Annotated in this window: 22 protein-coding genes and 1 tRNA gene; 13 read left to right on the top strand and 10 right to left on the bottom strand. The window is 70.2% G+C overall.

Annotation, left to right across the window (positions count from 1 at the left end; all coding sequences use genetic code 11):
* Positions 1–82: 82 nt before the first annotated feature.
* Entirely contained in the window at positions 83–295 is a 213-nt protein-coding gene (locus E4O86_RS13805; RefSeq protein ID WP_246206390.1) for a hypothetical protein, read from the top strand.
* On the opposite strand, the gene E4O86_RS13800 is transcribed toward E4O86_RS13805, so the two are convergent.
* Positions 292–1,302, bottom strand: coding sequence for a chemotaxis protein CheB (locus tag E4O86_RS13800; protein ID WP_161141130.1), 1,011 nt, complete (start codon positions 1,300–1,302; stop codon positions 292–294). The two genes, E4O86_RS13805 and E4O86_RS13800, sit on opposite strands and share 4 nt — an antisense overlap.
* Positions 1,303–1,454: 152 nt before the next feature.
* On the opposite strand from E4O86_RS13800, the gene E4O86_RS13795 reads away from it, so the two are divergent.
* From E4O86_RS13795 to E4O86_RS13775, 5 genes are all read left to right on the top strand, one after another.
* The gene (locus tag E4O86_RS13795) at positions 1,455–1,865 is read left to right on the top strand and encodes a response regulator (RefSeq protein WP_161141129.1); all 411 of its coding nucleotides are present in this window, start codon (positions 1,455–1,457) and stop codon (positions 1,863–1,865) included.
* A gap of 235 nt (positions 1,866–2,100) precedes the next feature.
* Positions 2,101–2,535 carry a MarR family winged helix-turn-helix transcriptional regulator gene (locus E4O86_RS13790; protein WP_161141128.1) on the top strand — a complete coding sequence of 145 codons (435 nt, stop codon included), beginning with the start codon at positions 2,101–2,103 and terminating at the stop codon, positions 2,533–2,535.
* A gap of 155 nt (positions 2,536–2,690) precedes the next feature.
* Complete coding sequence (locus E4O86_RS13785) at positions 2,691–4,259, top strand: MFS transporter (RefSeq protein ID WP_161141138.1); 1,569 nt, start codon at positions 2,691–2,693, stop codon at positions 4,257–4,259.
* A gap of 14 nt (positions 4,260–4,273) precedes the next feature.
* Positions 4,274–5,353 carry an HlyD family secretion protein gene (locus tag E4O86_RS13780; RefSeq protein WP_161141127.1) on the top strand — a complete coding sequence of 360 codons (1,080 nt, stop codon included), beginning with the start codon at positions 4,274–4,276 and terminating at the stop codon, positions 5,351–5,353.
* Between the two features lie 232 nt (positions 5,354–5,585).
* The gene (locus tag E4O86_RS13775; RefSeq protein ID WP_161141126.1) at positions 5,586–6,080 is read left to right on the top strand and encodes a GFA family protein; all 495 of its coding nucleotides are present in this window, start codon (positions 5,586–5,588) and stop codon (positions 6,078–6,080) included.
* A gap of 882 nt (positions 6,081–6,962) precedes the next feature.
* Here the strand turns inward: E4O86_RS13775 and E4O86_RS13770 are convergent.
* The 9 genes from E4O86_RS13770 to E4O86_RS13730 all read right to left on the bottom strand — a co-directional run bounded on the left by E4O86_RS13770 (position 6,963) and on the right by E4O86_RS13730 (position 16,077).
* A tRNA-Arg gene (locus E4O86_RS13770) sits at positions 6,963–7,039 on the bottom strand.
* 175 nt (positions 7,040–7,214) lie between these two features.
* Positions 7,215–9,029, bottom strand: a complete 1,815-nt coding sequence (locus E4O86_RS13765) for an ABC transporter ATP-binding protein (RefSeq protein WP_161141125.1) — start codon at positions 9,027–9,029, stop codon at positions 7,215–7,217.
* Entirely contained in the window at positions 9,026–9,970 is a 945-nt protein-coding gene (locus E4O86_RS13760) for an acetamidase/formamidase family protein (RefSeq protein WP_161141124.1), read from the bottom strand. Before E4O86_RS13760 ends, E4O86_RS13765 begins: the two co-directional genes overlap by 4 nt.
* Positions 9,960–11,624, bottom strand: coding sequence for an ABC transporter substrate-binding protein (locus tag E4O86_RS13755; RefSeq protein WP_161141123.1), 1,665 nt, complete (start codon positions 11,622–11,624; stop codon positions 9,960–9,962). Before E4O86_RS13755 ends, E4O86_RS13760 begins: the two co-directional genes overlap by 11 nt.
* A 32-nt stretch (positions 11,625–11,656) precedes the next feature.
* Positions 11,657–12,577, bottom strand: coding sequence for an ABC transporter permease (locus tag E4O86_RS13750; RefSeq protein ID WP_161141122.1), 921 nt, complete (start codon positions 12,575–12,577; stop codon positions 11,657–11,659).
* Positions 12,574–13,485, bottom strand: coding sequence for an ABC transporter permease (locus E4O86_RS13745; RefSeq protein ID WP_161141121.1), 912 nt, complete (start codon positions 13,483–13,485; stop codon positions 12,574–12,576). Before E4O86_RS13745 ends, E4O86_RS13750 begins: the two co-directional genes overlap by 4 nt.
* Positions 13,463–14,071, bottom strand: a complete 609-nt coding sequence (locus tag E4O86_RS13740; protein WP_161141120.1) for an ANTAR domain-containing protein — start codon at positions 14,069–14,071, stop codon at positions 13,463–13,465. The genes E4O86_RS13745 and E4O86_RS13740 overlap by 23 nt, the downstream gene beginning before the upstream one ends.
* Complete coding sequence (locus tag E4O86_RS13735) at positions 14,068–15,210, bottom strand: transporter substrate-binding protein (protein WP_161141119.1); 1,143 nt, start codon at positions 15,208–15,210, stop codon at positions 14,068–14,070. The genes E4O86_RS13740 and E4O86_RS13735 overlap by 4 nt, the downstream gene beginning before the upstream one ends.
* 198 nt (positions 15,211–15,408) lie before the next feature.
* Positions 15,409–16,077, bottom strand: coding sequence for a GntR family transcriptional regulator (locus E4O86_RS13730; protein ID WP_161141118.1), 669 nt, complete (start codon positions 16,075–16,077; stop codon positions 15,409–15,411).
* A 327-nt stretch (positions 16,078–16,404) separates the two neighbouring features.
* Between E4O86_RS13730 and atzF the strand changes: the two genes are divergently transcribed.
* The 7 genes from atzF to E4O86_RS13695 form a co-directional block, all read left to right on the top strand.
* Positions 16,405–18,207, top strand: a complete 1,803-nt coding sequence (atzF, locus tag E4O86_RS13725; RefSeq protein ID WP_161141117.1) for an allophanate hydrolase — start codon at positions 16,405–16,407, stop codon at positions 18,205–18,207.
* 140 nt (positions 18,208–18,347) lie between these two features.
* The gene (locus E4O86_RS13720; protein ID WP_161141116.1) at positions 18,348–19,343 is read left to right on the top strand and encodes an isopenicillin N synthase family dioxygenase; all 996 of its coding nucleotides are present in this window, start codon (positions 18,348–18,350) and stop codon (positions 19,341–19,343) included.
* Between the two features lie 186 nt (positions 19,344–19,529).
* Positions 19,530–20,648, top strand: a complete 1,119-nt coding sequence (locus tag E4O86_RS13715) for a BMP family ABC transporter substrate-binding protein (protein WP_161141115.1) — start codon at positions 19,530–19,532, stop codon at positions 20,646–20,648.
* A gap of 105 nt (positions 20,649–20,753) precedes the next feature.
* Complete coding sequence (locus tag E4O86_RS13710; RefSeq protein ID WP_161141137.1) at positions 20,754–21,815, top strand: ABC transporter permease; 1,062 nt, start codon at positions 20,754–20,756, stop codon at positions 21,813–21,815.
* A gap of 2 nt (positions 21,816–21,817) precedes the next feature.
* Entirely contained in the window at positions 21,818–22,741 is a 924-nt protein-coding gene (locus tag E4O86_RS13705) for an ABC transporter permease (RefSeq protein WP_161141114.1), read from the top strand.
* An 11-nt stretch (positions 22,742–22,752) separates the two neighbouring features.
* Entirely contained in the window at positions 22,753–23,469 is a 717-nt protein-coding gene (gene biuH / locus E4O86_RS13700) for a biuret amidohydrolase (RefSeq protein WP_161141113.1), read from the top strand.
* Positions 23,469–23,858 (top strand): ring-opening amidohydrolase (locus E4O86_RS13695; RefSeq protein WP_281351612.1); only part of this gene is annotated, 390 nt, incomplete at its 3' end. The genes biuH and E4O86_RS13695, both read left to right, overlap by 1 nt.

Genomic DNA, 23,858 nt, shown 5'->3' with positions numbered 1-23,858 from the left:
CCGCCCGGTTCGCCGTCGGGACCCTCTCTTCCACCATCCTCGGCTTTCGCTTCGACCGGGGATGTGCAAACGGTGGAAAGTCATGGATGAACGCGCGCAGCTGGTACTGGCGGAGCGGCACATCGCCGAGGCGGAGCGGCGGATTGCCGAGCAGGAGCGGCGCGTTCTCTCGCTCTCCGATCTCGGGGGCGACACGGCCGAAGCCCAGCGGCTGCTGGAGGCCTTCCGGGCGACGCTGAAGGAGCTGAAGGTTCATCGCCAGCTCATCGTCGAGCGGCTCGCGCGTTCGAGCTAGGACGAATCCGGGTCGTCGGCGGCAAGGCCGATGGAGCGGAGAGCGGCGGCGCGAAGCGTTCCGGCATAGGCCCGATATTCGCGGGCGCGGTCCTCGTAGAGGTCAGCGACGGCGGAGCGGCCGGCGCTCCGGGCCTCCTGGCCCATGCGCGAGACGAGCTCGGCGCGCTCCTCGATGATGCGGAGCGCGACGCGGATCGCCTCGTCGACCCGGCTCTCCTGCTCCTTGGCGAGGACGTCGGCCGTGAAGGCATGTCCGACCTGGCAGCGGAACCGCAGCGGCTTTCCCCGATGGACGGCCGACAGCACGCCGCCGCAGGACGGGCAGGTGAGGGCGGCGGGCTCGGCGAACCGGCTCACCAGCTCGGTGTCGGCGCGCTCGCCCATGGCGATGTCTACTTCCAGGCTGACTTCCGGCGGCACCGGCAGCGGCGGGCCGGCAGCCTGGCGGGCGAGATCGGAGAGCACGTCGCCGAGGCGAGCGCCGGGCACGCAGAGATCCACCTCGGTCGCCTCGATCGCCCGGCGCGGCATCTCGTCCGCGACCGCGTCCTCGGGATCCTGGACGAGAGCGACGCCGCCGCACCGCTTCACCACGTTGAGGCCGGCGGCGCCGTCGCTGAGGAGGCCGCTCAGCACCACGGCGATCACGCGCGGCCCGTAGGCGAGCGCGGCGGATCTGAACAGCGGATCGATTGCCGGACGGACCATGTTCTCGCGCGGGCCGCGGCCGAGCCGCATCCGGCCCTTCGCGACGATCAGATGATGGTCCGGGGCGGCGATGTAGACATGGCCGCGCTCGATCGCCATGCCGTCTTCCGCCTGCCGGACCGGCAGCGGCCCGGCCGCGCTCGCCACGGTGGCGAGCAGGCCGATGCTGCGGCTCGGAATGTGGAGAACGACGAACACCGCGGCCGGCAGGTCGGGCGGCAGCCCGCCAAGGATCGCCTTCAGCGGGGCCGTCGCGCCGCTCGAGCCCCCGATGGCGATGATGTCGCGGTTTTCCATGCCGACAGCTCCGGATCACCGAGAGAACAGCCGCCTTCCCGGTCAGTTCCGAGCGGTCGCCCGGGAAGGCCGGCCGGCTGCTTTTTTCCGATCGCGCGATCCAAAGCCGCTCGCATTCGTTAACATCGGGACCACGACGAAGGACGGCATCCATGCTCGCGAAACCCGAAGCAGAACTCGCCGGCTTGCGGATCATGATCGTGGAGGACGAATACTTCATCGCCGACGACCTCGCGGCGGCCGTGAGGCGGGCCGGCGGCACGATTCTCGGCCCGGTCCCCTCCCTCTCCGAGGCGCGCAGCCTTCTGTCCGGCTCCGATCCCGTCGACGCGGCGGTGCTCGACCTCAACCTGCGCGACGAGATGGCCTATCCGATCGCGGAGCTCCTGCGCCTGCGCGGCATCCCGTTCGTGTTCGCGACCGGCTACGACCTCGGCTCGATCCCGCCGGAGTTCCAGGACGTTCCGCACTGGGAGAAGCCGTTCGACCACCGCTCGCTCGTGCACGCGCTCTCGCGCATGCTCGGGGCGGGCGGCGGCGCCGCGCCGCAACCGGCCGACTGAGCTTCCCGTTCGGCCGCTTTCCCGGCCCGCCGCGGCGTCCGGCATGTCCTGACGCGCCCTTCCGCTCGCCGCATACGGAGCCGCTCCGCGGCCCGCCAAGCCCTTGCGCACGGCGCGGACCCGCCCGGTCGGGAGGCCGGCCGGCCCGCGCGCGCGACGCCCTTGAAGAATCGGAGGATTGATATTATGTAGCGAACATATTATTAGCACGACATAGATATACGTGGATTAGGTTATGGGCTCGCTGCCTCCGGTTCCCTTTCTCGACGAGCTCACGGCCGTGAACCGCAAGCTCAGGACCCTGTTCGACGCGCATGCCAAGGCGCACGGGCTTACCTTCTCGCGCGCGCGCCTCTTCCTGCAGCTTGCGCGGCAGGACGGCCCCACCCAGACGGAACTCGCCGACATCCTCGAGGTCGAGCAGCCGACGATGGTCAGGCTCATCGACGGGCTGGAGGCGCAGGGGCTGGTGGAGCGGCGGGCGGCCGAGGGTGACCGCAGGGTGAAGCGCATCTTCCTGACCGATGCCGCGCGCAGCCAGGCCGACGAGATCCTGCGTTTCACGGCGCGGCTGCGGAACCACGTCCTTCACGGCATCCCGGAGGACGAGCTCGCGGTCGCGACGCGCGTCCTGCGCACCGTCGCCGGGAACATCGCCGTCTGTTCCTGAGCGGCACGCCGATGTACGCCGACCGCGCCGCCGCGCCGGAAGAGATCCCGGCCGCCTCCACCCCCGCCCCGCCGCCGCCGCGCCCGGCCGCGGATCCGCCGATGCCTGCCGCGGATCCGCCGAAGCCTGCCGCGGCTCCGCCGCCCTTCGTGCCGATGCCGTGGCCGCGCGCCGCAGCCTGCATGACGGCCTCGCTGCTCCTCGCGCTGACGCAGGGCCTCGGCATGAACCTCGTCACCGCCAACCTGACGCAGGTCCAGGGCGCCTTCGGCGCGACCAGCGTCGAGGCGACGTGGCTCGTCGCCGCCTACATGGCGCCGAACGTCTCCCTCGCGCTCGCCCTCATCAAGCTCAGGACGCAGTACGGGCTCAGGAACTTCGCCGAGCTCAGCATCCTCGGATTCGTGTTCGCCTCCGTCTTGAACCTCTTCGTGGGCGATCTCCATTCGGCCGTCGCGGTGCGCTTCATGAGCGGAATCGCGGCCGCGCCGATGTCGAGCCTCGGCTTTCTCTACATGCTCGAGCCGTTCCCGCCGCAGAGAAAGCTGAATGTCGGCCTCTCGCTCGCGCTCACCAACATCTCGCTCGGAGCGCCGCTCGCGCGTATCATCTCCCCGGCTCTCCTCGATCTCGGCGGCTGGCATGCCCTGGCGATGCTCGAACTCGGGCTCGCGCTCGTCGCCTTCGCATTCGTCTTCCTCCTGCCGCTCGCGCCCATCCCCCACGCCAAGGTCATCGGACCGCTCGACGTGGTGAGCTATCTGCTTGTTGCGATCGGCTTCGGGGCCGCCGCGATCGTGCTGGTGCTCGGCAAGCTCTATTGGTGGCTCGAGGCGCCGTTCCTGGGCGTGCTTCTCGTGCTCGCGGTTGCAAGCGTCACGGTCGCCGCCATCATCGAGCTCGGGCGGAAGAACCCGCTCCTCGACATACGCTGGCTGGTGAGCCCGCCGGTGGTGCACTTCATGGCGGCGCTGCTTCTCTTCAGGATCGTGCTCTCCGAGCAGACGTCCGGGGCGTCCGGCCTGTTCCAGGCGCTCGGCCTGACCAACGACCAGACGCGCGGCCTCTATGTCGTCATCCTCGCCGCCACGATCGCCGGCGGCCTCGCCTGCGCTGCCGTGATGAAGGTCGGCCGCGAACCGAAGATCCACCTCGTCGCGCTCGCCCTCATCGCCGTCGGGGCCTTCATGGATTCGCGCGCCACCAGCCTGACCCGTCCGGAGAACATGTATCTGAGCCAGGCGATCATCGCCTTCGCGGGAGCGCTGTTCCTGCCGCCGGCGCTTTCGAGCGGGCTGATGTCGGCGCTGAAGAAGGGCCCGAACTACATCCTGAGCTTCGTCATCGTGTTCCTCACGACGCAGAGCCTCGGCGGCCTTCTCGGCGCGGCCGTGTTCGGGACCTTCGTGACGATCCGGGAGAAGTTCCATTCGAGCCTTCTCGTGGAGCACGTCGCGCTCACCGATCCGCTCGTCGCCGCGCGCGTCGGCCAGCTCTCCGGCGCCTATGCCCGCGTCCTGACGGACCCCGTGCTGCGGAGCGCCGAGGGGACGGCGCTCCTTGCCCAGCAGGCGACGCGGGAGGCGAACGTGCTCGCCTACAACGACGCCTTCCTCGTCATCGCCGCGCTCGCGCTCTTCGCGTTCGCCGCGCTTCTCGTCCACATGGGCGCGGACGCGCTCCGTGCCCGCCTCCGCGGCCCGCTCGCCACCGCGTCCGCCTGAATCCGGGTTCCGCCATGCTGAAGTTCCTCCGCCATTCCCTCGTCGCCCTGCTGCTCGGGGCGGCCGGGGTCACGCTCGTCCTCTATGTGTGGCAGCTGCCGCCCTTCACGAGCAGCGTGGAGACGACCGACAACGCCTATGTCCGCGGGCAGGTCACGATCATCGCGCCGCAGCTTGCGGGCTATGTCGCGGAGGTCGCCGTGCAGGACTACCAGAGGGTCGAGAAGGGGCAGCTCCTCGTCCGCCTCGACGACCGCATCTTCAGCGAAAAGGTGGCGCAGGCGCAGGCGACGCTCGCGACCCAGAAGGCGGCGCTCGACAATTCGGAGCAGCAGCGCGCCTCGGCCGAGGCGCAGGTGAGGGCGGTCGAGGCCCAGATCGAGGGCGCCAAGGCAGCTCTCGACGTCGCCGAGGCGAGCTGGGACCGCGCCTCCGAGCTGCTGAAGCGGGGCGCCGGCACCCAGAGCGATGCGGACAAGGCGCGCTCCGCCTTCGAACAGGCGCGGGCCGCCTACGACCAGGCCGTCGCCCAGCTGGAGGTCTCCAAGGAGAACCTCCAGGCGACGATCGTCGGCAGGAAGTCGCTCGAGGCGGCCGTCGCGGCAGCGGAAGCCGCGGTCCGGCTCGCCGAGATCGATCTCCAGAATACCCGGATCACGGCGCCGCAGGCCGGGCGGCTGGGCGAGGTCGGCGCCCGGCCCGGGCAGTATGTGAGCGCGGGCACGCAGCTCGTCGCGCTCGTCCCGGAACGGATCTGGGTGGTCGCCAACTTCAAGGAGACGCAGCTTGCGGGCATGCGGGTCGGCCAGCCGGTCCGGTTCACCGTGGACGCGCTCGGCCACGCCGAGCTGACGGGCCGCATCGAGCGCTTTTCGCCGGCGACGGGCTCCGAGTTCAGCGTGCTGAAGGCCGACAATGCGACCGGCAACTTCACGAAGGTGGCGCAGCGCCTGCCGGTCCGGATCGCGATCGATCCCGGCCAGCCGCTGACGGACCGGCTGGCGCCCGGCATGTCCGTCGTGGCACGCGTCGATACCGCCACCCCGCCGGCAATGAGCGCCGCCGCAGCCGAGCTGGACCCGTCGCATCGCTGATCCCGGACGGGCGGCCGCGGCGCATCAGGCGCGCGCTTCGGGTCGCCGGCGCGGCACTGTCCCGGACCAAGCTTCGGCTCCTCCGCCGACGCCGCGATGGCAGACCCGCCGGCCAAGATCTCGCGAGATCCGGTTCAAAGGGGTAATCACCAGTCCCCGTCGCAACATCGCGCGGCGGCGCACGCGGCGGGTGTCGCCCGTGCTGCGATCCGAACCCACGAGGTGCCCGAGCATGAATCATTGGCAGAACGGCGGATGCGCGTGCGGCGCGGTGCGCTATTCGGTGGCGGTTCGGCCCATGTTCACCCATTGCTGCCACTGCACCGACTGCCAGAGGGAAACCGGCTCGGCCTTCGCGCTCAACGCCATCGTCGAAGGCAGCGCGGTGAGCGTCACCGAGGGCAGCCCCGAGCCGGTGGTGACGCCTTCCGCGAGCGGCAAGGGGCAGGAGATCTGGCACTGCCCGGTCTGCCGCGTGGCGCTCTGGAGCCACTACCCCACGCGCCGGCGCAAGCTCGCGTTCGTTCGGGTCGGGACCCTGGACGAGCCGGGCGCCTGTCCCCCGAGCGCGCACATCTTCACGCGCTCGAAGCTGCCCTGGCTGGTGCTGGACGATTCCGTCCCGGCGTTTCCCGTCTTCTACGATCCGAACGCCTTGTGGCCGGCGGAGAGCCTGGCGCGGCGGGATCTGGTCGACCGGTCGCCTCATGTCGACGCCTGGGAATGACGCGCCGGCGCGCCGGCCGAGGCGCGTCGAATGCCATTGAGGTGACGTAAATCGACCCGCGTCGGTAGCTCGCGGACTCACCGGTGACAGCCTCCCACCGTGACGTCAACAACTGAGACGTTAACGACCTATTCAACCTTAAGGAGTTGCGTTCGCTACTGAGGAGATTGCACCTTGGGGAACCGCAAATGACTGCCTTCAAAGTTGTTGGTGGCGACTTCTCGCCGGGGAGCACCGGCAAATTGTCGGGCAGCGCTCTGACTCTGAAGCCGGTAGGAAGCCACTTCCGACGCGAGCGGATCGGAATCGGATCAGTGATCGCGGTTGACGAACTTGCCAGTGGGCCGGAGGCAGGCGCAGCGGGAGTAGCGGCATTGGGGCTAGGCCTCCTGTTTGGGCCGGTAGGAGCAATAGTGGGCGCGGCTGCCGGCAGTCAAAATCAGCAAGTCACGTTCAGCGCCACTCTTGCAGATGGACGGCACCTGACCGCGACTGGGCCTGTCTCGGTGTATGCTGCTCTGAGGTCGGTGGCGCACGCCAGAGCGCGCTCTAGGAAAACAGGAGAGGGTGAAAGGGACGACGATTCACAAAGCGCTTCAAATGCCGAAGATCTGATTGCTCGCTACCTTGCTTCAAAGGTTGCGGAGCCTCCCCCGCCACCGAGGCTTGGGGCGCTCGATCATGCTACTTCTATATCAGCCCCGTCGTTCGGGAAACGGCGCTCGCCACCGAAATAAAAGTTCCAGCTTATCATTTTCGGTGTGACGCGCCTCATTCGAGACAGCGCCAGATCGTGGTCAGCTAGGACGTTGCCCTGAAAAGATGCTAGGCGATTGCCAGCTTATTGCTACCAAGTAGGCGAACGTTTGAAAACTGCTGTTTTGGTGACCCCGACAGGATTCGAACCTGTGACCCTCAGATTAGGAATCTGATGCTCTATCCTACTGAGCTACGGGGCCCCGGCCGCGGCGTTTCGGGCCGCGGGACGGCGCGTAGCGGGCCGCCCGGCGCCTGTCAAGGAAGCGGGCGGCATGCCGCGCAGGCAGGATAGGCGATCCGCCGCGCCGGGGCGAGCCGAATCCGGCGCCGGCCCGCTCGTGCGTCGGCCGCATCCTCCTGCCGGCCCCGGCCGGGTCATGCCGCCACCAGATGCGCGTCGCCGATGTCGCGGAGCGCCAGCCGGGCGGGCTCGTCGCCGAGCGGGCGGACCGGGCTCGGCATGTCCCGGTCCATGCGCGGGAAGGCGCGCCGGCGCCGCGCCGGATCCGGCACCGGCACCGCCTCGATGAGGCGCCGCGTATAGGGGTGCTGCGGGTTCGAGAAGATCTGGTCGCGCGTGCCGGTCTCGACGATCTGGCCGAGATACATGACCGCCACCCGGTCGGAAATGTTCTCCACCACCGCCATGTCGTGCGAGATGAAGAGATAGGCGATGCCGAACTCCGCCTGCAGCTCGCGCAGCAGCGCAAGCACCCGCGCCTGGACGGAGACGTCGAGGGCGGAGACGCTCTCGTCGGCGACGATGAGCTTCGGGCGGAGCGCGAGCGCGCGCGCGATGCAGATGCGCTGGCGCTGCCCGCCGGAGAATTCGTGCGGATAGCGCTCCATCTGGTCCGGCGAGAGCCCGACCCGCCCGAAGAGCGCGGCGACGCGGTCGCGCCGCTCGGCACGCGCGGCGACGCCGTGGATCGCCATCGGCTCGGCGACGAGGTCGCCCACGCGCATGCGCGGATCGAGCGAGGCGAACGGGTCCTGGAAGATCATCTGCACGTCGCGGCGGACCGCCTTCGCCTGCCGCCGGTCGAGCCCGGCGAGATTGCGGCCGGCGATCACGACGTCGCCGGCATAGGGCACCAGGCCGGCGATCGCCTTGGCGGTGGTCGACTTGCCGCAGCCCGATTCGCCGACGAGCGAGAGCGTCTCGTTGGGGGCGATCTCGAAGGAGATCCCCTCGACGGCATGGACCCGCCGGTTCACGCGGTTGAGGAAGCCGCCGCGGAGGTCGAAGCGCACCGTGAGGTCCTTGACGAGGGCGACCGGGGCCGGCTTCCGCTCGCCCGCGGGCCGCGGATGCGGGCGCGCGGCGCCCGTCCCGATCCGCGGCACGGCGGCGAGGAGCGCCTTCGTGTACGGCGCCTTCGGGCGCGCGAAGAGCTCGCCCGCCGGGCCTTCCTCCACCATCCGCGCCTCGCGCATCACGATGACGCGGTCGGCCATTTCCGCGACGACGCCCATGTCGTGCGTGATGAGGATGATGCTCGTGCCGAACGCGCGCTGGAGATCGCGCAGCAGCTCCAGCACCTCGCCCTGGACGGTGACGTCGAGCGCGGTGGTCGGCTCGTCGGCGATCAGCACGTCGGGGCGGAGCGCGAGCGCCATCGCGATCATCACGCGCTGGCGCATGCCGCCGGAAAGCTCGTGCGGATAGTGCCCCATCCGGCTTTCCGCCTCGGGGATGCGCACCGCCCGCAGCGCCTCGACGGCGCCCATCCGCGCTTCGCCGCGGCCGACGCCGGTATGGGTCTCGATCGCCTCGACGAGCTGGCGGCCGATCGTCAGCACCGGATTGAGCGAGGTCATCGGCTCCTGGAAGATCATGGCGATGCGGTCGCCGCGGATGCGCCGCATCGCGCCTTCGCCGAGCTTCGTGAGGTCGCGGCCGCCGAGCCGGATGGCGCCGCCGGCAAGCCGCGCCGCCGGCCGCGGCAGGAGGCCCATGATGGCGAGCGCGGTCATCGACTTGCCGGATCCGGACTCGCCGGCGATGCAGAGCGTCTCGCCGCGGCCGAGCGCGAAGGAGAGGCCGGAGACGACCGGCCGCGGGCCTTCCGCCCCGCCGACGACCACGGTGAGGTCCTCGACGGCGAGCACCGGCTCGCCGCCCGGCGCCCCGCTTGGCAGCTTGGCGCGCTCGGCCGTCCCGGCCCCCGGCTCCGCCGCGCGCCTCATTCGAAGACGCAGCGCGGGAAGTAGAAGGAGACGACCCAGTTCGGCATGTCGACGATCTCGCTGATGCGGAGGTCGCCGCAGGTCGAGACCAGCATGTAGGCGTCGACCGGATCGAGCCCGTAGCGGCCGGCGAGGAGGTCGACCATCTGCGCGACCGCCGCCTTCGCGCCCTCCATGAGGTCCGGGCCGATGCCGGTCGTCACCTCGTAGCCTTTGGCGTCGAGATGGCGGGTGACCGGCCCGGGCGTGGTGAAGCGCGGCATCTTCAGCCGCGCGTCCTTCACGAGGTCGAAGGTGAGGACCACGTTCATCGGGCTCTCGATCGCCGTGCCGCAGACCTCGCCGTCGCCCTGCGCGGCATGCGTGTCGCCGACCGAGAAGAGCGCGCCCGGCACCTCCACCGGCAGATAGAGCACCGTGCCGGCCGCAAGATCGCGGATGTCGAGATTGCCGCCGACACGCCGCGGCGGCACCACCGAATGGTGCCCCGGCTCGGCCGGCGCATTGCCGATCGTGCCGGCGAAGGGCTTGAGCGGCACCCGGCCCGAGGGTCCGAACGCGGCCGGGGCGAGCGAATCCGGATCGTAGGTCCAGATCGTGAGCGCCGGGTCCCTGAAGTCGTCGGCGAGCAGCCCGAAGCCCGGAATGTTCGCCGTCCAGCCGAAGCCCGACGGCCGGAACGCCTCGATCGTGATCTTGAGCGCGTCGCCGGGCTCCGCGCCCTCGACGTGGATCGGGCCCGTGACCGGGTTGATCCTTCCGAAATCGAGCGCCGCCACGTCGGCGAGGGTGGAGTGCGCCGTGAGCTGCCCGCCCGAGGAATCGAGGCACTCGAACTCGACGGTCGCGCCGGGGGCGACGCGCGCCACCGGCGCGATGCCGTTGTCCCAGCCGAAATGATGGTGGCGGCTGTGGATCGTGTGGTCGCAGCTACTGCACATCGGTCACGTACACGTAGTCGTAATTGACGGGGATCGCGACGGGATCGACATAGAGGCTGTCGTCGCCGCCCATGCGCTTCGACTTCATCGTGAAGCGCTGCTCGTTGAAGACGGGCGCCCAGGGCGCGTCCTCCATGATCTTGCCGTAGACGTCGCTCCACATCCTGCTGCGCTCGTCGGCCTTGGCCGGATCGACGATCGAATCCGCCTCGGCCGCCTCCTTGTCGAGCGCCTCGTTGCAGTACCACGACCAGTTCCAGCCGCCTTCCGTCGCGCCCGCGCAGCCGAGGATCGGCCCGTAGAAGTTGGAGGGATCCGGGAAGTCTGCGATCCAGGCCATGCCGCCGGACCAGATCATCGGCGCCTGGTCCTTCTGGCCGCCCGCCTCGATGACGTTCGCCTGGGCGAGCGCCTTGAGCTCCGCCCTGATGCCGATTGCGGCGAGATCCTGCTGGATCGCCTGCGCGATGCGCGGGTTCGGATCCGTGTTCATGGCGTAGAGCTCGGTCTCGAATCCGTTCGGGAAGCCCGCCTCGGCGAGCATCGCCTTCGCCTTCTGCGGGTCGTAGGCGTAGCCCTTGTACGCCTTGTCGTAGCCCGGCATGGAGGGCGGCAGCGGCTGGTTCGCCGGCACCGCCCGGTTGTTGATGATCTTGACGATCCGCTCCTTGTTGATCGCCATGTTCACCGCCTGGCGCACCGCCTTCTTGTCGAAGGGCTTCATCGTCACGTTCATCGTGATGTAGCCGGTATGGAGCTGGCCGCCCTCGACCACCTGCGCCTTCGTCTCCGGATTGTTCATGACCTCGAGGAACTTCGCCGGCGGGATGCCGTCGCCGGGGACGTCGACCTCGCCGCGCTGCAGGCGGAGGAGCGCGACGATGGGCTCCTGCCCGACCTCGAAGGTGATCTGGTCGAGATGCGGCACGCCCTTTCGCCAGTAGTCCTTGTTCTTCTCGAAGACGAGGCGCTGGCCAAGCGTCCATTCGGCGAGCTTGAAGGCGCCGGTGCCGACCGGATGCTTGCCGAAATCGGCGCCGTACTGCTCGACCGCCTCCTTCGGCACGACCGAGGCGAAGTTGAGCGCCATCACGTGGAGGAAGGTGGCGTCCGGCCGCGACAGCTCGATCCTGACCGTGTGCGGATCGACCACGCTCACCCCGGAGAGCGTCTCCGCCTTGCCCGCGGCGACCTCGTCATAGCCCGATATCGAGCCGAAGAAGCCGGCGCCCGGGCTCTGCGTCTTCGGGTTGGTGACGCGGTCGAGCGAATATTTGACGTCGTCGGCCGTCATCTCGCGGCCGTTGTGGAACTTCACGCCGCTCCTCAGATGGAAGGTGAAGGTCTTGCCGTCCTCGGAGATGTCGTAGCTCTCGGCGAGATCCGGCCTGAGCGTCGTCGTGCCCGGCTCGTAGCCCATCATGCCGTCGAACAGGCTCTTGATCATCGACCAGTTCTGCCAGTCATAGCCGATCGCCGGATCGAGCGTGGCGACGTCGTCCTTGTAGGTGATGACGATGCTGCCGCCGTCCTTCGCGCCGCCATCCGCGCCGCTGTCCGCGCCGCTATCCGCGCTCTGGGCGAAGGCGGGTGCCGTCAGGAGCCCGAGGCCGATCGCGGAGGCGGCGGCGCTCGTCTTGAGCCAGGTCTTCATCGCTGTCCGTCCTTTCTGTGGCGGGTCGCAGATCATTGCAGCTTGATCCGGGGATCGATGAACGGGGCGAGCGTGTCGGCGAGGAGGTTGCCGAGCACGATCGCGCAGGCGGAGACGAGCGTGACGCCCATGATGATCGGGATGTCGACGCGCTGGATCGCCTGCCAGGCGAGCTGGCCGATGCCGGGCCAGCCGAACACGCTCTCCACGACGACGATGCCGCTCATGAAGAGGCCGATATCGATGCCGACCATCGCGATGACCGGCAGGATCGCGTTCGGCAATGCGTGGCGGAGGAGGACGACGGCGCGCGAGAGCCCCTTGGCGCGGGCGGTGCGGACGTAGTCCTGGCGGAGCACGTCCAGCATGGAGGAGCGCATCATGCGCGCGTACCAGCCGGCGCCGAGAATGCCGAGCGTGACGGAGGGGAGCACGAGGTGCCGCCAGCTGCCGTAGCCGCCGATCGGAAACCAGCCGAGCCGGACGGCGAAGACGTAGAGGAGGAGAAGCCCGACCACGAATTGCGGCGCCGATACCCCGACGAAGGAGGCGACCATCAGGCCCTGGTCGAGCGCGCTGCCGCGCTTCACCGCCGCGATCAGCCCCATGGTCAGCCCGAACACGAGCTCGCAGGCGATGGCGCCCGCCATCAGGAGGAGGCTCGCCGGCAGCCGCGCCGCGATCAGCTCGGAGACTTCGGAGCGCTGCAGGTAGGAGCGGCCGAGATCGCCCTGGAGGAGGCCGGCGAGATAGCGCCCGTACTGGACCAGGAAGGGCTGGTCGAGGCCGAGCTCGCGGCGGATGTTGGCGACCGTCTCCGGCGTCGCGCTGCGCCCGGCGATCTGCCGGACCGGATCGGCCGGCAGCAGATAGAGGAGCGCGAAGGTGATGACCGAGACGCCGAAGAGGATGAGGACGGCCTGGCCGAGCCGGCGCGCGAGATAGGCGATCATGCGAGCCGCCCCCGCTGGGTCGGGTCGAGCACGTCGCGCAGCGCGTCGCCGACGAGATTGAAGGCGAGGGCGAGCGCGAGGATCGCCGCGCCGGGGAAGAACACCAGCCAGGGCGCGGCCTGGAAATAGGTCTGGTTCTCGAAGATGATGTTGCCCCAGGAGGGCGTCGGCGGCTGCACGCCGATCCCGAGATAGCTGAGCGTCGCCTCCAGGAGCACGGTGGTCGAGATGCCGAGCGTGCCCCAGACGATGATGGTCGGCAGCAGGTGCGGCAGGATGTGCAGGAAGAGGATCCGCGGCGTGCCGGCGCCGAGCGAGCGCTCCGCATCCACGAATTCCCGCCGCGCGAGCGAGCTCGTCTCCGTGTAGACCACGCGGGCGGTCTGCACCCAGTTCACGAGCGCGATCACCATCGCCACGATCCAGAGGCTCGGCCGGAAGATCGCCGCGAGGCAGATCGCGAGAAGAAGCGCCGGAAATGCCATCATGAGGTCGGTGAAGCGCATCAGGGCCGCGCCGAGGAGGCCGCGGAAGAAGCCCGCGACGACGCCGACCAGCGTGCCGATCGCAAGCGCGACGCCGTTCGCCACGATGCCGATCACCAGCGACGTGCGCGCCCCGTAGAGGATGCGGGCCAGAAGGTCGCGGCCGAGCAGGTCGGTGCCGAGAAGGAACTGCGCGTTCGGCGGCAGCGGCGCGCCCTCGAGCGTGAGCCCCTCGAAGAGCTGCTCGTTCGGGTCGTAGGCGGTGAGCCAGGGCGCGAAGACGGCGCCGAGGACGGCGAGAAGGATGATGGCGAGGCCGACCAGGGCGAGCGGGCGCCGGGCGAGCCGCCCGATCACGCTTTGCGGGCCGCGCGGGGGCCGGGCGGCCGCGATGACCGGTTCAGGCGCGATTCGATCGGTCATCGTCGTCCTTGCCCGCCTTCATCGCCACCACGCGGCGCGCGGCCTCCTCGATCGTGACCTGCCATCCCGTGGCGAGCGCGCGCAGCTGCGCGAAGCCGCGCTCCTCGTCGAGGCCTGCGCCGCCGAGGGCCGCGACCGCCTTCACGATCGTCTGCCGTTCCGCGACGCGTTCCCTGAGCGAGCGGATCTCGTCGGCGAGGCTCCGCCGGGCCTCGAAGCCCTGGCGCGCGATCAGGAGCGCGCTGTAGATGCCGGAATTGCCGACCGGCTTCGGCAGGTGCGCGTCCGCCTTCTGGGAGAGCGCCCATTCGATGCGGCCGGGCGCCTCCGACCCGATGAGCGCGACGAGCGGCATCGGAGCTTCGCCGGGAGGCCAGGGGAACTGCTCGTCGAAGCCGAGATCGGCGTCGAAGAAGACGAAGTCGGCGGCGAGCGCCTCCGGCGGCAGCACGGGCCAGCACTGTGCCGCCTCCAGGCCGATGGCGGAGAGCTGGCGCAGGATCGCGGTCACCGTCGCATGCGGCCGGTGGAGGACGAGCGCCCTGGCGCCGCCGAGATTGGGGATGCGGGCGCCGCCGCGCCTCACGACACCACCCTCAGCGTGCGGCGCGCGAAGACCTTCGCCGGGTCGTAGCGGGAGAGATAGGGGTCGGGCGCGAGCCGGTCTGCGAGCGTCACGAGCGTCTCGAAGGCGCCGCCCTGCGCATGCGCGATCTTCACCGGCAGGCTGGCATGCCGCGTCTGCGGATCGATCGCGATCCGCCCGAGCGGGGTCGCGAAGGTCCGGCCCGCGAAGGCGGCCGAATCCGAGGGGTCGAGGCCCGCCGCAAGGAGATCGGCAAGCACGGTGACGCTGCTATAGGCGGCCGCCATGAAGGAGGAGGGGCGGCCGGGCAGGGCGGCGGGCGCCGGCTCGCCGGGCCGGGAACCGAGCCAGGCATCGTCGCCGCCGGCGTCGTGGAAATAGGGGCCGACCGAAAGATGCCCGTCGGCGGCCGGGCCGATCGCCGGCAGCTCGACCTCCGTGAGGTTGCAGCTCAAAACCGGGCGGCGGTCGGGGCGGAAGGCGGGATCGGCGGCGCCGAGCGCGGCATAGGCCTTGAGGAAGGCGTAGGAGGAGGGGCCGATCAGGTTGTTGAGGACGAAGCTCGGCCCGGTCGCCCGGATCTCGGCCACGAGCCGCCCGACATCGGTGTCGCCGAGCGGCAGGTAGCGTTCGCCGAGGACGCGGCCGCCGACATCGGAGACGAGATCGCGGGCGACGCGGTTCGTCTCCCAGCCCCAGATGTAGTTGGAGCCGAGCAGGAACGCGTCGGCCCCGAAGCGCGGCACGGCATAGCCGAAGAGCGGCACGATCTGCTGGTTCGGGCAGGCATGCATGTAGACGACGTGCTCGTTCGCCTCGAAGCCCTCATAGGGGCAGGCGTACCACAGCGTGCCGCCGTGCTTCTCGAGCACGGGGATCACCTCCTTGCGGCTCCAGGAGGTGATGCACCCGATGATATGACGGGCGGCGGAGCGCGTCAGGATCTCGTCGCAGAGCGGCGCGTACCGGTCGATGTTGCCGCCGGGGTCGCGCTCGACCGGGACGAGCTCGAGGCCCTTCGTCGGGTCGCGGTTGATCCGTTCGACCGCGAGCAGGGCGCCGGCGCGGCAGGCTTCGGACAGGAGCGGATAGTGCCCCGACCGCGAATAGAGGATGCCGATCTCGACCCGTCGCTTCAACGCACCCGTCCAATAAAAAAGCCCCGCGGCCGCGCTCCGGGAGCGAGGACCTGCGAGGCTTGTCAGCCGCCCGGCATCCGAGGCCGGTATGTGCTCACAAGCTAGCAGCGCGCCCGGTCGAGTCAAGGCGGATCTGCCCACCGTGGGTGCGTGGCGCGGAATTGGGCAGAGGCGCGCAGCGCGCCAATATCCGCGCCGTCAGGCCAGCCTGGCGGAAGCCTGCTCGACCAGCTGCTCGTAGGCGTCCTCCACGAGGCTGACATGGTGCAGCATCGTCGCATGCGCCTCCGCCGCCCGGGCGGCGAGGATCGCCTGCAGCACCGCGCCGTGCTCGGCGTGCGACAGCGAGAGCCGGCCGGGGGCACGGAACTGCGCCCGCCGGAACGGCGACAGGCGGCGGCGCATGTTCGCGGTCATCTCGGCGATGACGGCGTTGTGGGTGCCGGCATAGATCTGGCTGTGGAAGGTCTGGTTGGCGTCGGTGTAGGCCTCGGCGTCGCCGGCGGCCACCATCGCCTGCATGGCGCCATGGAGCGCCTCGAGCCGCCGCCGCTCCATGGGCGTCATGCTGATCGCGCACATGCGCGCGCAGGTCGCCTCGAGCTCCGCCATCGCGCCGAACAGGGTCTCGAGCTCCGCCGGCGTCACGGTCGCCACGATGGCGCTGCGGCGCGGCCGGAGCGCGATCAGCCCCGTCGCGGCGACCTGCCGCAGCGCCTCGCGCACCGGGGTCCGCGATACGCCGTAGCGCTCGGCAAGCATCTGTTCGTCGAGCTTCGCGCCCGGCTGGAAGCCGCCCGCCATGATCGCGTCGGCGATGGCCTCGGCGAGCCGATCCGTGCGGGTCTGTGTGTCCTGATTGTTCATCTGCCCAGGAACCACGCGGGTCGGATCCCGCTGCCGGACAATGCACGAATTTCAATCGGTGTGCATGCCCGGTTTTTGTGCATGCAGCACAACATTTCTGCATGCAATTTCTCCTTATCGCATGCACCATTGCCCTGCCTCCCGGGTCCTGGAGGCGGTCATGAGCTGTCGGGAGGTCCTGAGATCATCGTGATGCGCGCGGGGCGGATCGTGGAGGAGGGGCCGGCGGCGCGCATGCAGAACGCGCCCGAGGCCGACCATGCGCGCGCCATCGTCGCCGCGATCCCGCATCCGCCGGCCTGAATGTCATCCGGGAAGACACCAGGAATGTCCCTTGAAGCGCTCTCCTTCGATTTCGCCACGCTCCGCGCCGCCTATGCGGACGGCCTTGATCCGGTTGCCGTGGTCGACGAGGTGCACGCCCGGCTGGAGGCGGCCGGCGACCCGGGCATCTTCATCGCCCTGGCCGGGCGCGGGAAGGCGCGGGCGGCGGCGGCCGCGCTCGGCGATCCGGCCGGCAGGCCGCTCTGGGGCATCCCCTTCGCCGTCAAGGACAATATCGACGTCGCCGGGATGCCGACCACCGCCGGCTGCCCGGACTACGCCTATCTCGCCGCCGAGACCGCGCCCGCGGTCGCGCGCCTTCAGGAGGCCGGCGCGATCCTGATCGGCAAGACCAATCTCGACCAGTTCGCCACCGGCCTGGTCGGCGTCAGGACTCCCTATCCGGTGCCCAGGAACGCATTCGACCCGGCCATCGTGCCGGGCGGGTCGAGCTCCGGTTCCGCCGTCTCGGTCGCGCGCGGCATCGTCTCCTTCGCGCTCGGGACCGATACTGCGGGCTCCGGGCGGGTGCCGGCCGGCCTCAACAACGTGGTCGGCCTGAAGCCGACGCTCGGGGCGGTGTCGACCCGCGGCGTCGTCCCCGCCTGCCGCACGCTCGACTGCGTGTCGGTGTTCGCGCTCGCGGTCGCCGACGCCTATCGCGTGCTCGAGGTCTGCGCGGGCTACGACCCGGCCGACCCCTATTCCAGACCGGTCGGCATCCGGCCGCTCGGTCCGGTCGCCCCGAAGCTCCGGATCGGCATCCCCGACCCGGCCGGCCTCGTCTTCGGCGGCGACCGGCTCTCCGAGGCCGCCTTCCGCGCGAGCCTCGGCGACGTCGCGGGCCTCGGGGCGGAAAACGTCGAGGTCGATTTCTCCGGCTTCCGGAAGGTCGCCCAGCTTCTCTATGGCGGGCCCTGGGTCGCCGAGCGGTACCAGGCGATCCGCACCTTTCTCGACCAGAACGGCGAGAGCGTGATTCCGGTCACGCGCGACATCATCCAGAGCGCGCGCTCCATGCAGGCGGCCGACGTCTTCGCCGGCTTCTACCGCCTCGCCGAGCTGCGGCGGGCGGTCGAGCCGATCTGGTCCCGGATCGACATGCTCGCGGTGCCGACCTATCCGCGCCCGCGCAGCGTGGCCGATCTCGCCGCCGATCCGATCCGGCCGAACAGCGAGCTCGGCACCTATACGAACTTCGTGAACCTCCTCGATCTCGCCGCGCTCGCGGTGCCGGGCCGGTTCCGCGCGGACGGCTTCCCCTCGGGCGTGACGCTGATCGCGCCGGCGGGGAGCGACGGGCTGCTCGCGGGCTTCGGCGAGCGCCTGCACGAGGCGGCCGGACTCACCCTCGGCGCGACGGGTCACGCGCTGCCTGAGGCCCCGGACCGTACGCCGCAGGCGCAGGCCGGCGAGACCGAGCTGGCCGTGGTCGGTGCCCATCTTTCGGGCATGGCGCTCAATCACGAGCTCACGAGCCGGGGCGCCCGCTATCTTCGCACGGTCGCGACAGTGCCGGACTACCGCCTCTTCGCCCTTGCCGGCGCGCCGCCGGCGCGGCCGGGGCTCCTGCGGGGCGCGCCCGGCTCCGGCCATGCCATCGAGGCGGAGGTCTGGGCGATCCCCGACGCGGCGGTCGGCGGGCTCGTCGCCGCCGTTCCGCCGCCGCTCGCGATCGGCACGGTGCGCCTCGCCGACGGCACCGCCCCGAAGGGCTTCACGATGGAGGCGGAGGGGCTCGCCGGCGCGGAGGACATTTCGCGCTACGGCGGGTGGCGCGCCTTCGCGGAGCGGTCCGATGCCTGAAGCGCGCCACGCCCGCGCCGGTGCGGTGCCGCCGCGCCCGCCCCGCACCGCATGGCGGGCCGAAACTGGCGCGCCGCTTGCTCCTCCCCCTTCGGGAGAGGCCCGCTCGGGAGAGCCCCGCCCGGGAGAGGAGTGCGTTCATGGCTGAGACGCTGCCGATCATCGATATGTCCGCCGCCGTCGCCGGCGAGCCCGGCGCCTATGGCCGGCTCGCCGAGGCGGTCGGCGCCGCCGCGCGCGGCGTCGGCTTCTTCTATCTCGCGGGCCACGGCATCGACCCGAGGCTGATCGAGGCCGTCTTCGCGGGGGCCGCCGCCCTCTTCGCGCTCCCGGCGGCGGAGAAGGAGAGGTACTCGATCAGGCGCTCGCCCCACAATCGCGGCTATGTCGCGCTCGAGGGGGAAAGCCTCGACCCGGGCAAGGCGGCCGACCTGAAGGAGGCGTTCAACATCGGCCTCGACCTCGCGCCCGACGATCCGCGGGTCGTCGCGGGCGAGCCGTTCCGGGGCGTGAACCTGTGGCCCGATCTGCCCGGCTGGCGCGAGACGATGCTCGCCTATTTCGACGCCGCGTGGCGCGTCGGGCGGCAGCTCCACCGCGCCGTCGCCCGCGATGTCGGCCTCGACGAAGACTATTTCGAGGACAAGCTCGACCAGCCGATGGCGACGCTCCGGCTGCTTCACTACCCGCCGCAGCCGGCGCGCGTGGCGCCCGGCCAGATCGGCGCCGGCGAGCACACCGATTACGGCGACATCACGCTCCTCCTCACCGATTCCGTCGGCGGCCTCGAGGTGAAGCGGCGCGACGGCGGCTGGATCGCGGCGCCGCCGATGCCGGGCACCTTCGTCTGCAACATCGGCGACTGCCTGATGCGCTGGACGAACGACGTCTACGCCTCCACGCCGCACCGCGTGGTGAATGCGAGCGGGCGCGAGCGCTATTCGGTCGCCTTCTTCCTCGATCCCAACCCAGACGCGGAGATCGCATGCCTGCCGACCTGCGTCTCGGCGGCGCGACCGGCGCGCTATCCGCCGGTCAGCGGCGCGGCCTATCTCGCCGGGCGCCTCGGCCGCACCTACGACTTCCTCGCCGCACCGAAGCCGGCCGCGCCGGCCGGGACCGGGAGGGCGCCATGACGCCCGGCCGCGGTCCCGCCGCCGCGCATCCGGCCGGCGCCGCAATGCGGCCGGACTTCGCTCGGGCGATGACGCCAGCCAAGTCCTCGTTCCATGCGGTGGGGCATGCACAGGTAATTGGCATGTAATTTGCAAGAATTTCTGTCTGGGGACAGGCTTCTTTGGGCGAAAGGTGAGGGTGGTTCCATGATTGATCTCGCAGTCTCACGCCGAAATATTCTGAAAGGGGGCGCGGCCCTCGGCGCGCTCGGCCTCGGTTCCGGCATCCTGCCGCTCCGTTCGGCGCTCGCGGCGCCGCTCACGATCGGCATCGTCTATGTCGGCCCGCGCGACGATTTCGGCTGGAACCAGGCCCACGCGGTGGCCGCCGAGGCGCTGAAATCGATCCCCGGCGTGACGGTGGTCGAGGAGGAGAACGTCCCGGAGACCGACGCCGTCTCCAAGACCATGGAGAGCATGATCCAGCTCGACGGCGCCGGCCTGATCTTCGCCACCTCGTTCGGCTATTTCGATCCGTTCATGCTGGCCATGGCGGAGAAGTATCCCGACGTGCAGTTCCGGCATGCGGCCGGGCTCTGGACCGACAAGAATCCGAAGAACGCCGGCAGCTATTACGGCTATCTCGACCAGGCGCACTATGTCGACGGCGTCGCCGCCGGCCTCGCGACGAAATCGAACAAGCTCGGCTTCGTCGCCGCCAAGCCGATCGGCACCGTGCTCCTCAACATCAACGCCTTCACCCTCGGGGCGCGGAAGGCGAATCCGAACGCGACCGTCCAGGTCATCTTCACGGGCGAGTGGTCGATGCCGGTGCGCGAAGCCGAGGCCGCGAACGCGCTCGTCGATGCCGGCTGCGACGTCGTCACCTGCCATGTCGACAGCCCGAAGGTGGTGATCGAGACGGCCGAATCGCGCGGCGTGAAGACCTGCGGGCACAATGCGAGCCAGGCGCCGCTCGCGCCGAAGGGCTTCATCACCGGCGCCGAGTACAAGTGGATCACGATCTACTCGCAGTTCGCCGACGCGCTCTCGAAGGGCGAGACCCTGCCGAACTTCGTGCGCGGCGGCTACGACAAGGACTACGTCCAGAACACCGCCTACGGCGCCGGCGCCACACCCGAGGCGATCAAGGCGGCGGATGCGGCCAAGGCCGACATGAAGGCGCTGAAGCCGATCTTCGTCGGCCCGCTCAAGGACAATGCCGGCAAGGAGGTGATCGCCGCCGGCACCGAGCACGCGCCCTACGACGTCTGGCTCGAGCAGACGAACTACCTCGTCGAGGGCGTCGTCGGCTCGATCACCTGATGCTGTCCGGGCCGGCGGACGAGCCGGCCCGCTCACCCCTTCCGAGGAGCGCGTGCCGTGACCGCGACCAGTCCTGCCGAGGTGAACGCGATCCCCCTCCGTCCGATGGGCGACCTGCTCGCCCGGCTCGGCCGGTCCGCCGAAGCGATCCTGATCCCGCTCTTCGCCCTGGTGGCGGCGGCGATCCTGTTCTCGATCTTCCTGCTCGTGCTCGGCAAGTCGCCGGCCCAGTTCTTCTCGCTGCTCTGGCTCGGCGGCTTCGGCACGCCCTTCTCCTGGACGAACACGCTGGTGCGCGCCGGCCCGCTCATCTTCACGGCCCTCTGCGTTGCGATCCCGGCCCGGCTCGGCATGGTCGTCATCGGCGGGGAGGGGGCGCTCGTCCTCGGCGGCTTCGCGGCGGCGGCGATCGCGATCCCGTTCATCGGCTGGGCGCCGCCGCTCGTCGTGATGCCGCTGATGGCGATCGCCGCGATCCTCTCCGGCGCCGCCTGGATCGGTCTCGTCGGCGTGCTGCGGCACTATCGCGGGGTCAACGAGACGATCGCGAGCCTCCTCCTCTTCTACATCGCCGTCGCGATCATGAACTTCTTCGTGGAGGGCGCGCTCCGCGATCCGGGCAATCCGAACAAGCCGTCGACGCCCACGATCGGCAAGGAGAACATGGTCGGCGCGATTCCGGGCCTCGACGTCCACTGGGGCCTCGCCGTCGCCGTCGTGCTCGCGGTCCTCGTCTGGGTGCTGATGAACCGCACGACCTTCGGCTTCGCGGCGCGGATCACCGGAGGCAATGTCCGCGCGGCGCGGGCGCAGGGCCTGCCGGTCGGCCGGCTGATCGTGATCTCCTGCGCGCTCGCCGGCGCCTGCGCCGGCCTCGCCGGCTATTTCGAGGTCGCCGCCATCCAGGGCCGGGCCAATGCCTCGATCGCGGCCGGCTACGGCTTCACCGGCATCCTGGTCGCCTTCCTGGCGCGGCAGAACCCGCTCGCCATCATCCCCGTCGCCATCTTCCTCGGCGGCATCACCGCGGCAGGCGGCCTGATCCAGCGCCGCATGGGCATGCCCGACGCGACCGTGCAGGTGCTGCAGGGGCTCATGTTCCTGGTCCTGCTCGTGAGCGAGACGCTCTACGGCCGCATCCCCTTCCTCCGTCCGAGGAGCGCCTGACCATGAACGGCGATTCCCAGTTCTCGATCGTCCTTCTGGCGATGCTCGCCGGCGCGATCCGCGTCTCGACCCCGTTCCTGTTCGTCAGCCTCGGCGAATGCCTGACCGAGAAGTCGGGCCGCATCAATCTCGGCCTCGAGGGCACGCTCGTCTTCGGGGCGATGACGGGCTATGCGGCCGCCTACCAGACCGGCTCGCCGTGGCTCGGCGTCGTCGCGGCCGGGATCGCCGGCGCCGTCTTCGGCGCCGTCCACGGCTATATCTGCAAGCTCCCGAAGGTGAACGACATCGCGGTCGGCATCGCGCTGATGCTGTTCGGCACCGGCCTCGCCTTCTTCCTCGGCAAGCCGTACATCCAGCCGCAGGCGCCGCGGCTTCCCTCGCTCCCGCTCGGGGCCTGGTCGGACAACCCGCAGCTCCAGACGGCGCTGCAGATCAATCCGCTCTTCCTCGTCGGGCTCGCGCTCGCGCTGCTGATGTGGTGGGCCTTCCGCAACACGCGCTTCGGCCTGATCGTGCGGATGACCGGCGATTCCGCGCCGGCCGCCCTCGCCATGGGCTATTCGGTCGATCTCGTCCGCTTCCTCGCCACCACGATCGGCGGCTTTCTCGCCGGCGTGGGCGGCGCGTTCCTGTCGCTCTATTATCCGGGGAGCTGGAGCGAGGGCCTGTCGTCCGGCCAGGGGCTGATGGCGGTCGCCCTCGTCATCTTCGCGCGCTGGAACCCGCTCGCCTGCTTCGGCGCGGCGCTCCTCTTCGGCGCGGCCGGCGCGCTCGGCCCGGCGCTGCAGTCGGTCGGCGTCACCGCCGGCTACTATTTCTTCAACGCCGCGCCCTACGTGCTGACGCTCCTCATCATGATCGCCTCGACCTCGCCGAAGCGGGCCCTGAAGGGCGCGCCGGGCGAGCTTTCCATCACGAAGTGAGGGATCCCGCCATGCAGCTCGCGATCGATCCTGCCGAAGCCGGCGCCGGCGGCGCCGTCGTCCCGGCCGATCCCTATCCCTGGCCGTTCGACGGCGCGCTCCGCCCCGACAACACCGCCCTCGTCGTCATCGACATGCAGACCGATTTCTGCGGGGTCGGCGGCTATGTCGACAAGATGGGCTACGACCTCGCGCTGACGCGCGCGCCGATCGCGCCGATCGCGCGCGTCCTCGCGGCGATGCGGGCGAAGGGCTATCACGTCGTCCACACCCGCGAGGGCCACCGGCCGGACCTCTCGGACCTGCCGGAGAACAAGCGCTGGCGCTCCCGGCGCATCGGTGCGGGCATCGGCGATGCCGGGCCGTGCGGCCGCATCCTGGTGCGCGGCGAGCCGGGCTGGGAGATCATCCCGGAGCTTGCGCCGCTGCCCGGCGAGCCGGTGATCGACAAGCCCGGCAAGGGCACGTTCTGCGCCACCGATTTCGAGCTGCTCCTGCGCATGCGCGGCATCCGCAACCTCGTGCTGACCGGCATCACCACCGATGTCTGCGTGCACACCACGATGCGCGAGGCGAACGACCGCGGGTTCGAATGCCTGCTGCTGGAGGATTGCTGCGGCGCGACCGACCACGGCAACCATCTCGCCGCGATCCGGATGGTGAAGATGCAGGGCGGGGTGTTCGGCGCGGTCTCCTCGTCCGCCGCGTTCGTCGAGGCGCTGCCGTGATGACGGCGCTCGTTCACCGGTTTCCCGCGCGCGGACCCGACGACGTGGTGCCGATCGACGCGGCGATCGCCGACGGCCGCGTGGCGCCCGCCGGGATCGTCGCCATCCTCGGCAAGACCGAGGGCAACGGCTGCGTCAACGACTTCACGCGCGCCTTCGCGGTGAAGGAGATGCGCGCCGTCCTAGCGCGCCATCTCCCTCCGGACGAGGTCGCGCGCGTGTCGATCGTCATGTCGGGCGGCACGGAAGGCGGTCTCGCGCCGCACTGGCTGGTCCTGGAGCGCCGCGCCGGCGCGTCGGGAACGGGGCCGGCGCTCGCCATCGGCTCGGCGCACACCGCCGGGCTCGCGCCCGAGGCGCTCGGCCGCCGCGGCCAGGCCGACATGGTG

The organism is Propylenella binzhouense (assembly GCF_009866965.1).
In the GTDB taxonomy this organism is placed as follows: domain Bacteria; phylum Pseudomonadota; class Alphaproteobacteria; order Rhizobiales; family Afifellaceae; genus Propylenella; species Propylenella binzhouense.
This window is presented reverse-complemented; position numbering and strand designations above follow the sequence as displayed.

Bases quoted from the DNA above. Each gene is read 5' to 3' on its own strand.
- E4O86_RS13790 (WP_161141128.1), top strand. From the start codon at position 2,101: ATGGGCTCGCTGCCTCCGGTTCCCTTTCTCGACGAGCTCACGGCCGTG.
- E4O86_RS13705 (WP_161141114.1), top strand. From the start codon at position 21,818: ATGAACGGCGATTCCCAGTTCTCGATCGTCCTTCTGGCGATGCTCGCC.
- E4O86_RS13760 (WP_161141124.1), bottom strand. From the start codon at position 9,970: ATGTGCAGTAGCTGCGACCACACGATCCACAGCCGCCACCATCATTTC.
- biuH (WP_161141113.1), top strand. From the start codon at position 22,753: ATGCAGCTCGCGATCGATCCTGCCGAAGCCGGCGCCGGCGGCGCCGTC.
- E4O86_RS13745 (WP_161141121.1), bottom strand. From the start codon at position 13,485: ATGACCGATCGAATCGCGCCTGAACCGGTCATCGCGGCCGCCCGGCCC.
- atzF (WP_161141117.1), top strand. From the start codon at position 16,405: ATGTCCCTTGAAGCGCTCTCCTTCGATTTCGCCACGCTCCGCGCCGCC.
- E4O86_RS13730 (WP_161141118.1), bottom strand. From the start codon at position 16,077: ATGAACAATCAGGACACACAGACCCGCACGGATCGGCTCGCCGAGGCC.
- E4O86_RS13755 (WP_161141123.1), bottom strand. From the start codon at position 11,624: ATGAAGACCTGGCTCAAGACGAGCGCCGCCGCCTCCGCGATCGGCCTC.
- E4O86_RS13795 (WP_161141129.1), top strand. From the start codon at position 1,455: ATGCTCGCGAAACCCGAAGCAGAACTCGCCGGCTTGCGGATCATGATC.
- E4O86_RS13710 (WP_161141137.1), top strand. From the start codon at position 20,754: ATGGGCGACCTGCTCGCCCGGCTCGGCCGGTCCGCCGAAGCGATCCTG.
- E4O86_RS13800 (WP_161141130.1), bottom strand. From the start codon at position 1,302: ATGGAAAACCGCGACATCATCGCCATCGGGGGCTCGAGCGGCGCGACG.
- E4O86_RS13775 (WP_161141126.1), top strand. From the start codon at position 5,586: ATGAATCATTGGCAGAACGGCGGATGCGCGTGCGGCGCGGTGCGCTAT.
- E4O86_RS13720 (WP_161141116.1), top strand. From the start codon at position 18,348: ATGGCTGAGACGCTGCCGATCATCGATATGTCCGCCGCCGTCGCCGGC.
- E4O86_RS13765 (WP_161141125.1), bottom strand. From the start codon at position 9,029: ATGAGGCGCGCGGCGGAGCCGGGGGCCGGGACGGCCGAGCGCGCCAAG.
- E4O86_RS13715 (WP_161141115.1), top strand. From the start codon at position 19,530: ATGATTGATCTCGCAGTCTCACGCCGAAATATTCTGAAAGGGGGCGCG.
- E4O86_RS13785 (WP_161141138.1), top strand. From the start codon at position 2,691: ATGCCGTGGCCGCGCGCCGCAGCCTGCATGACGGCCTCGCTGCTCCTC.
- E4O86_RS13780 (WP_161141127.1), top strand. From the start codon at position 4,274: ATGCTGAAGTTCCTCCGCCATTCCCTCGTCGCCCTGCTGCTCGGGGCG.
- E4O86_RS13750 (WP_161141122.1), bottom strand. From the start codon at position 12,577: ATGATCGCCTATCTCGCGCGCCGGCTCGGCCAGGCCGTCCTCATCCTC.
- E4O86_RS13805 (WP_246206390.1), top strand. From the start codon at position 83: ATGGATGAACGCGCGCAGCTGGTACTGGCGGAGCGGCACATCGCCGAG.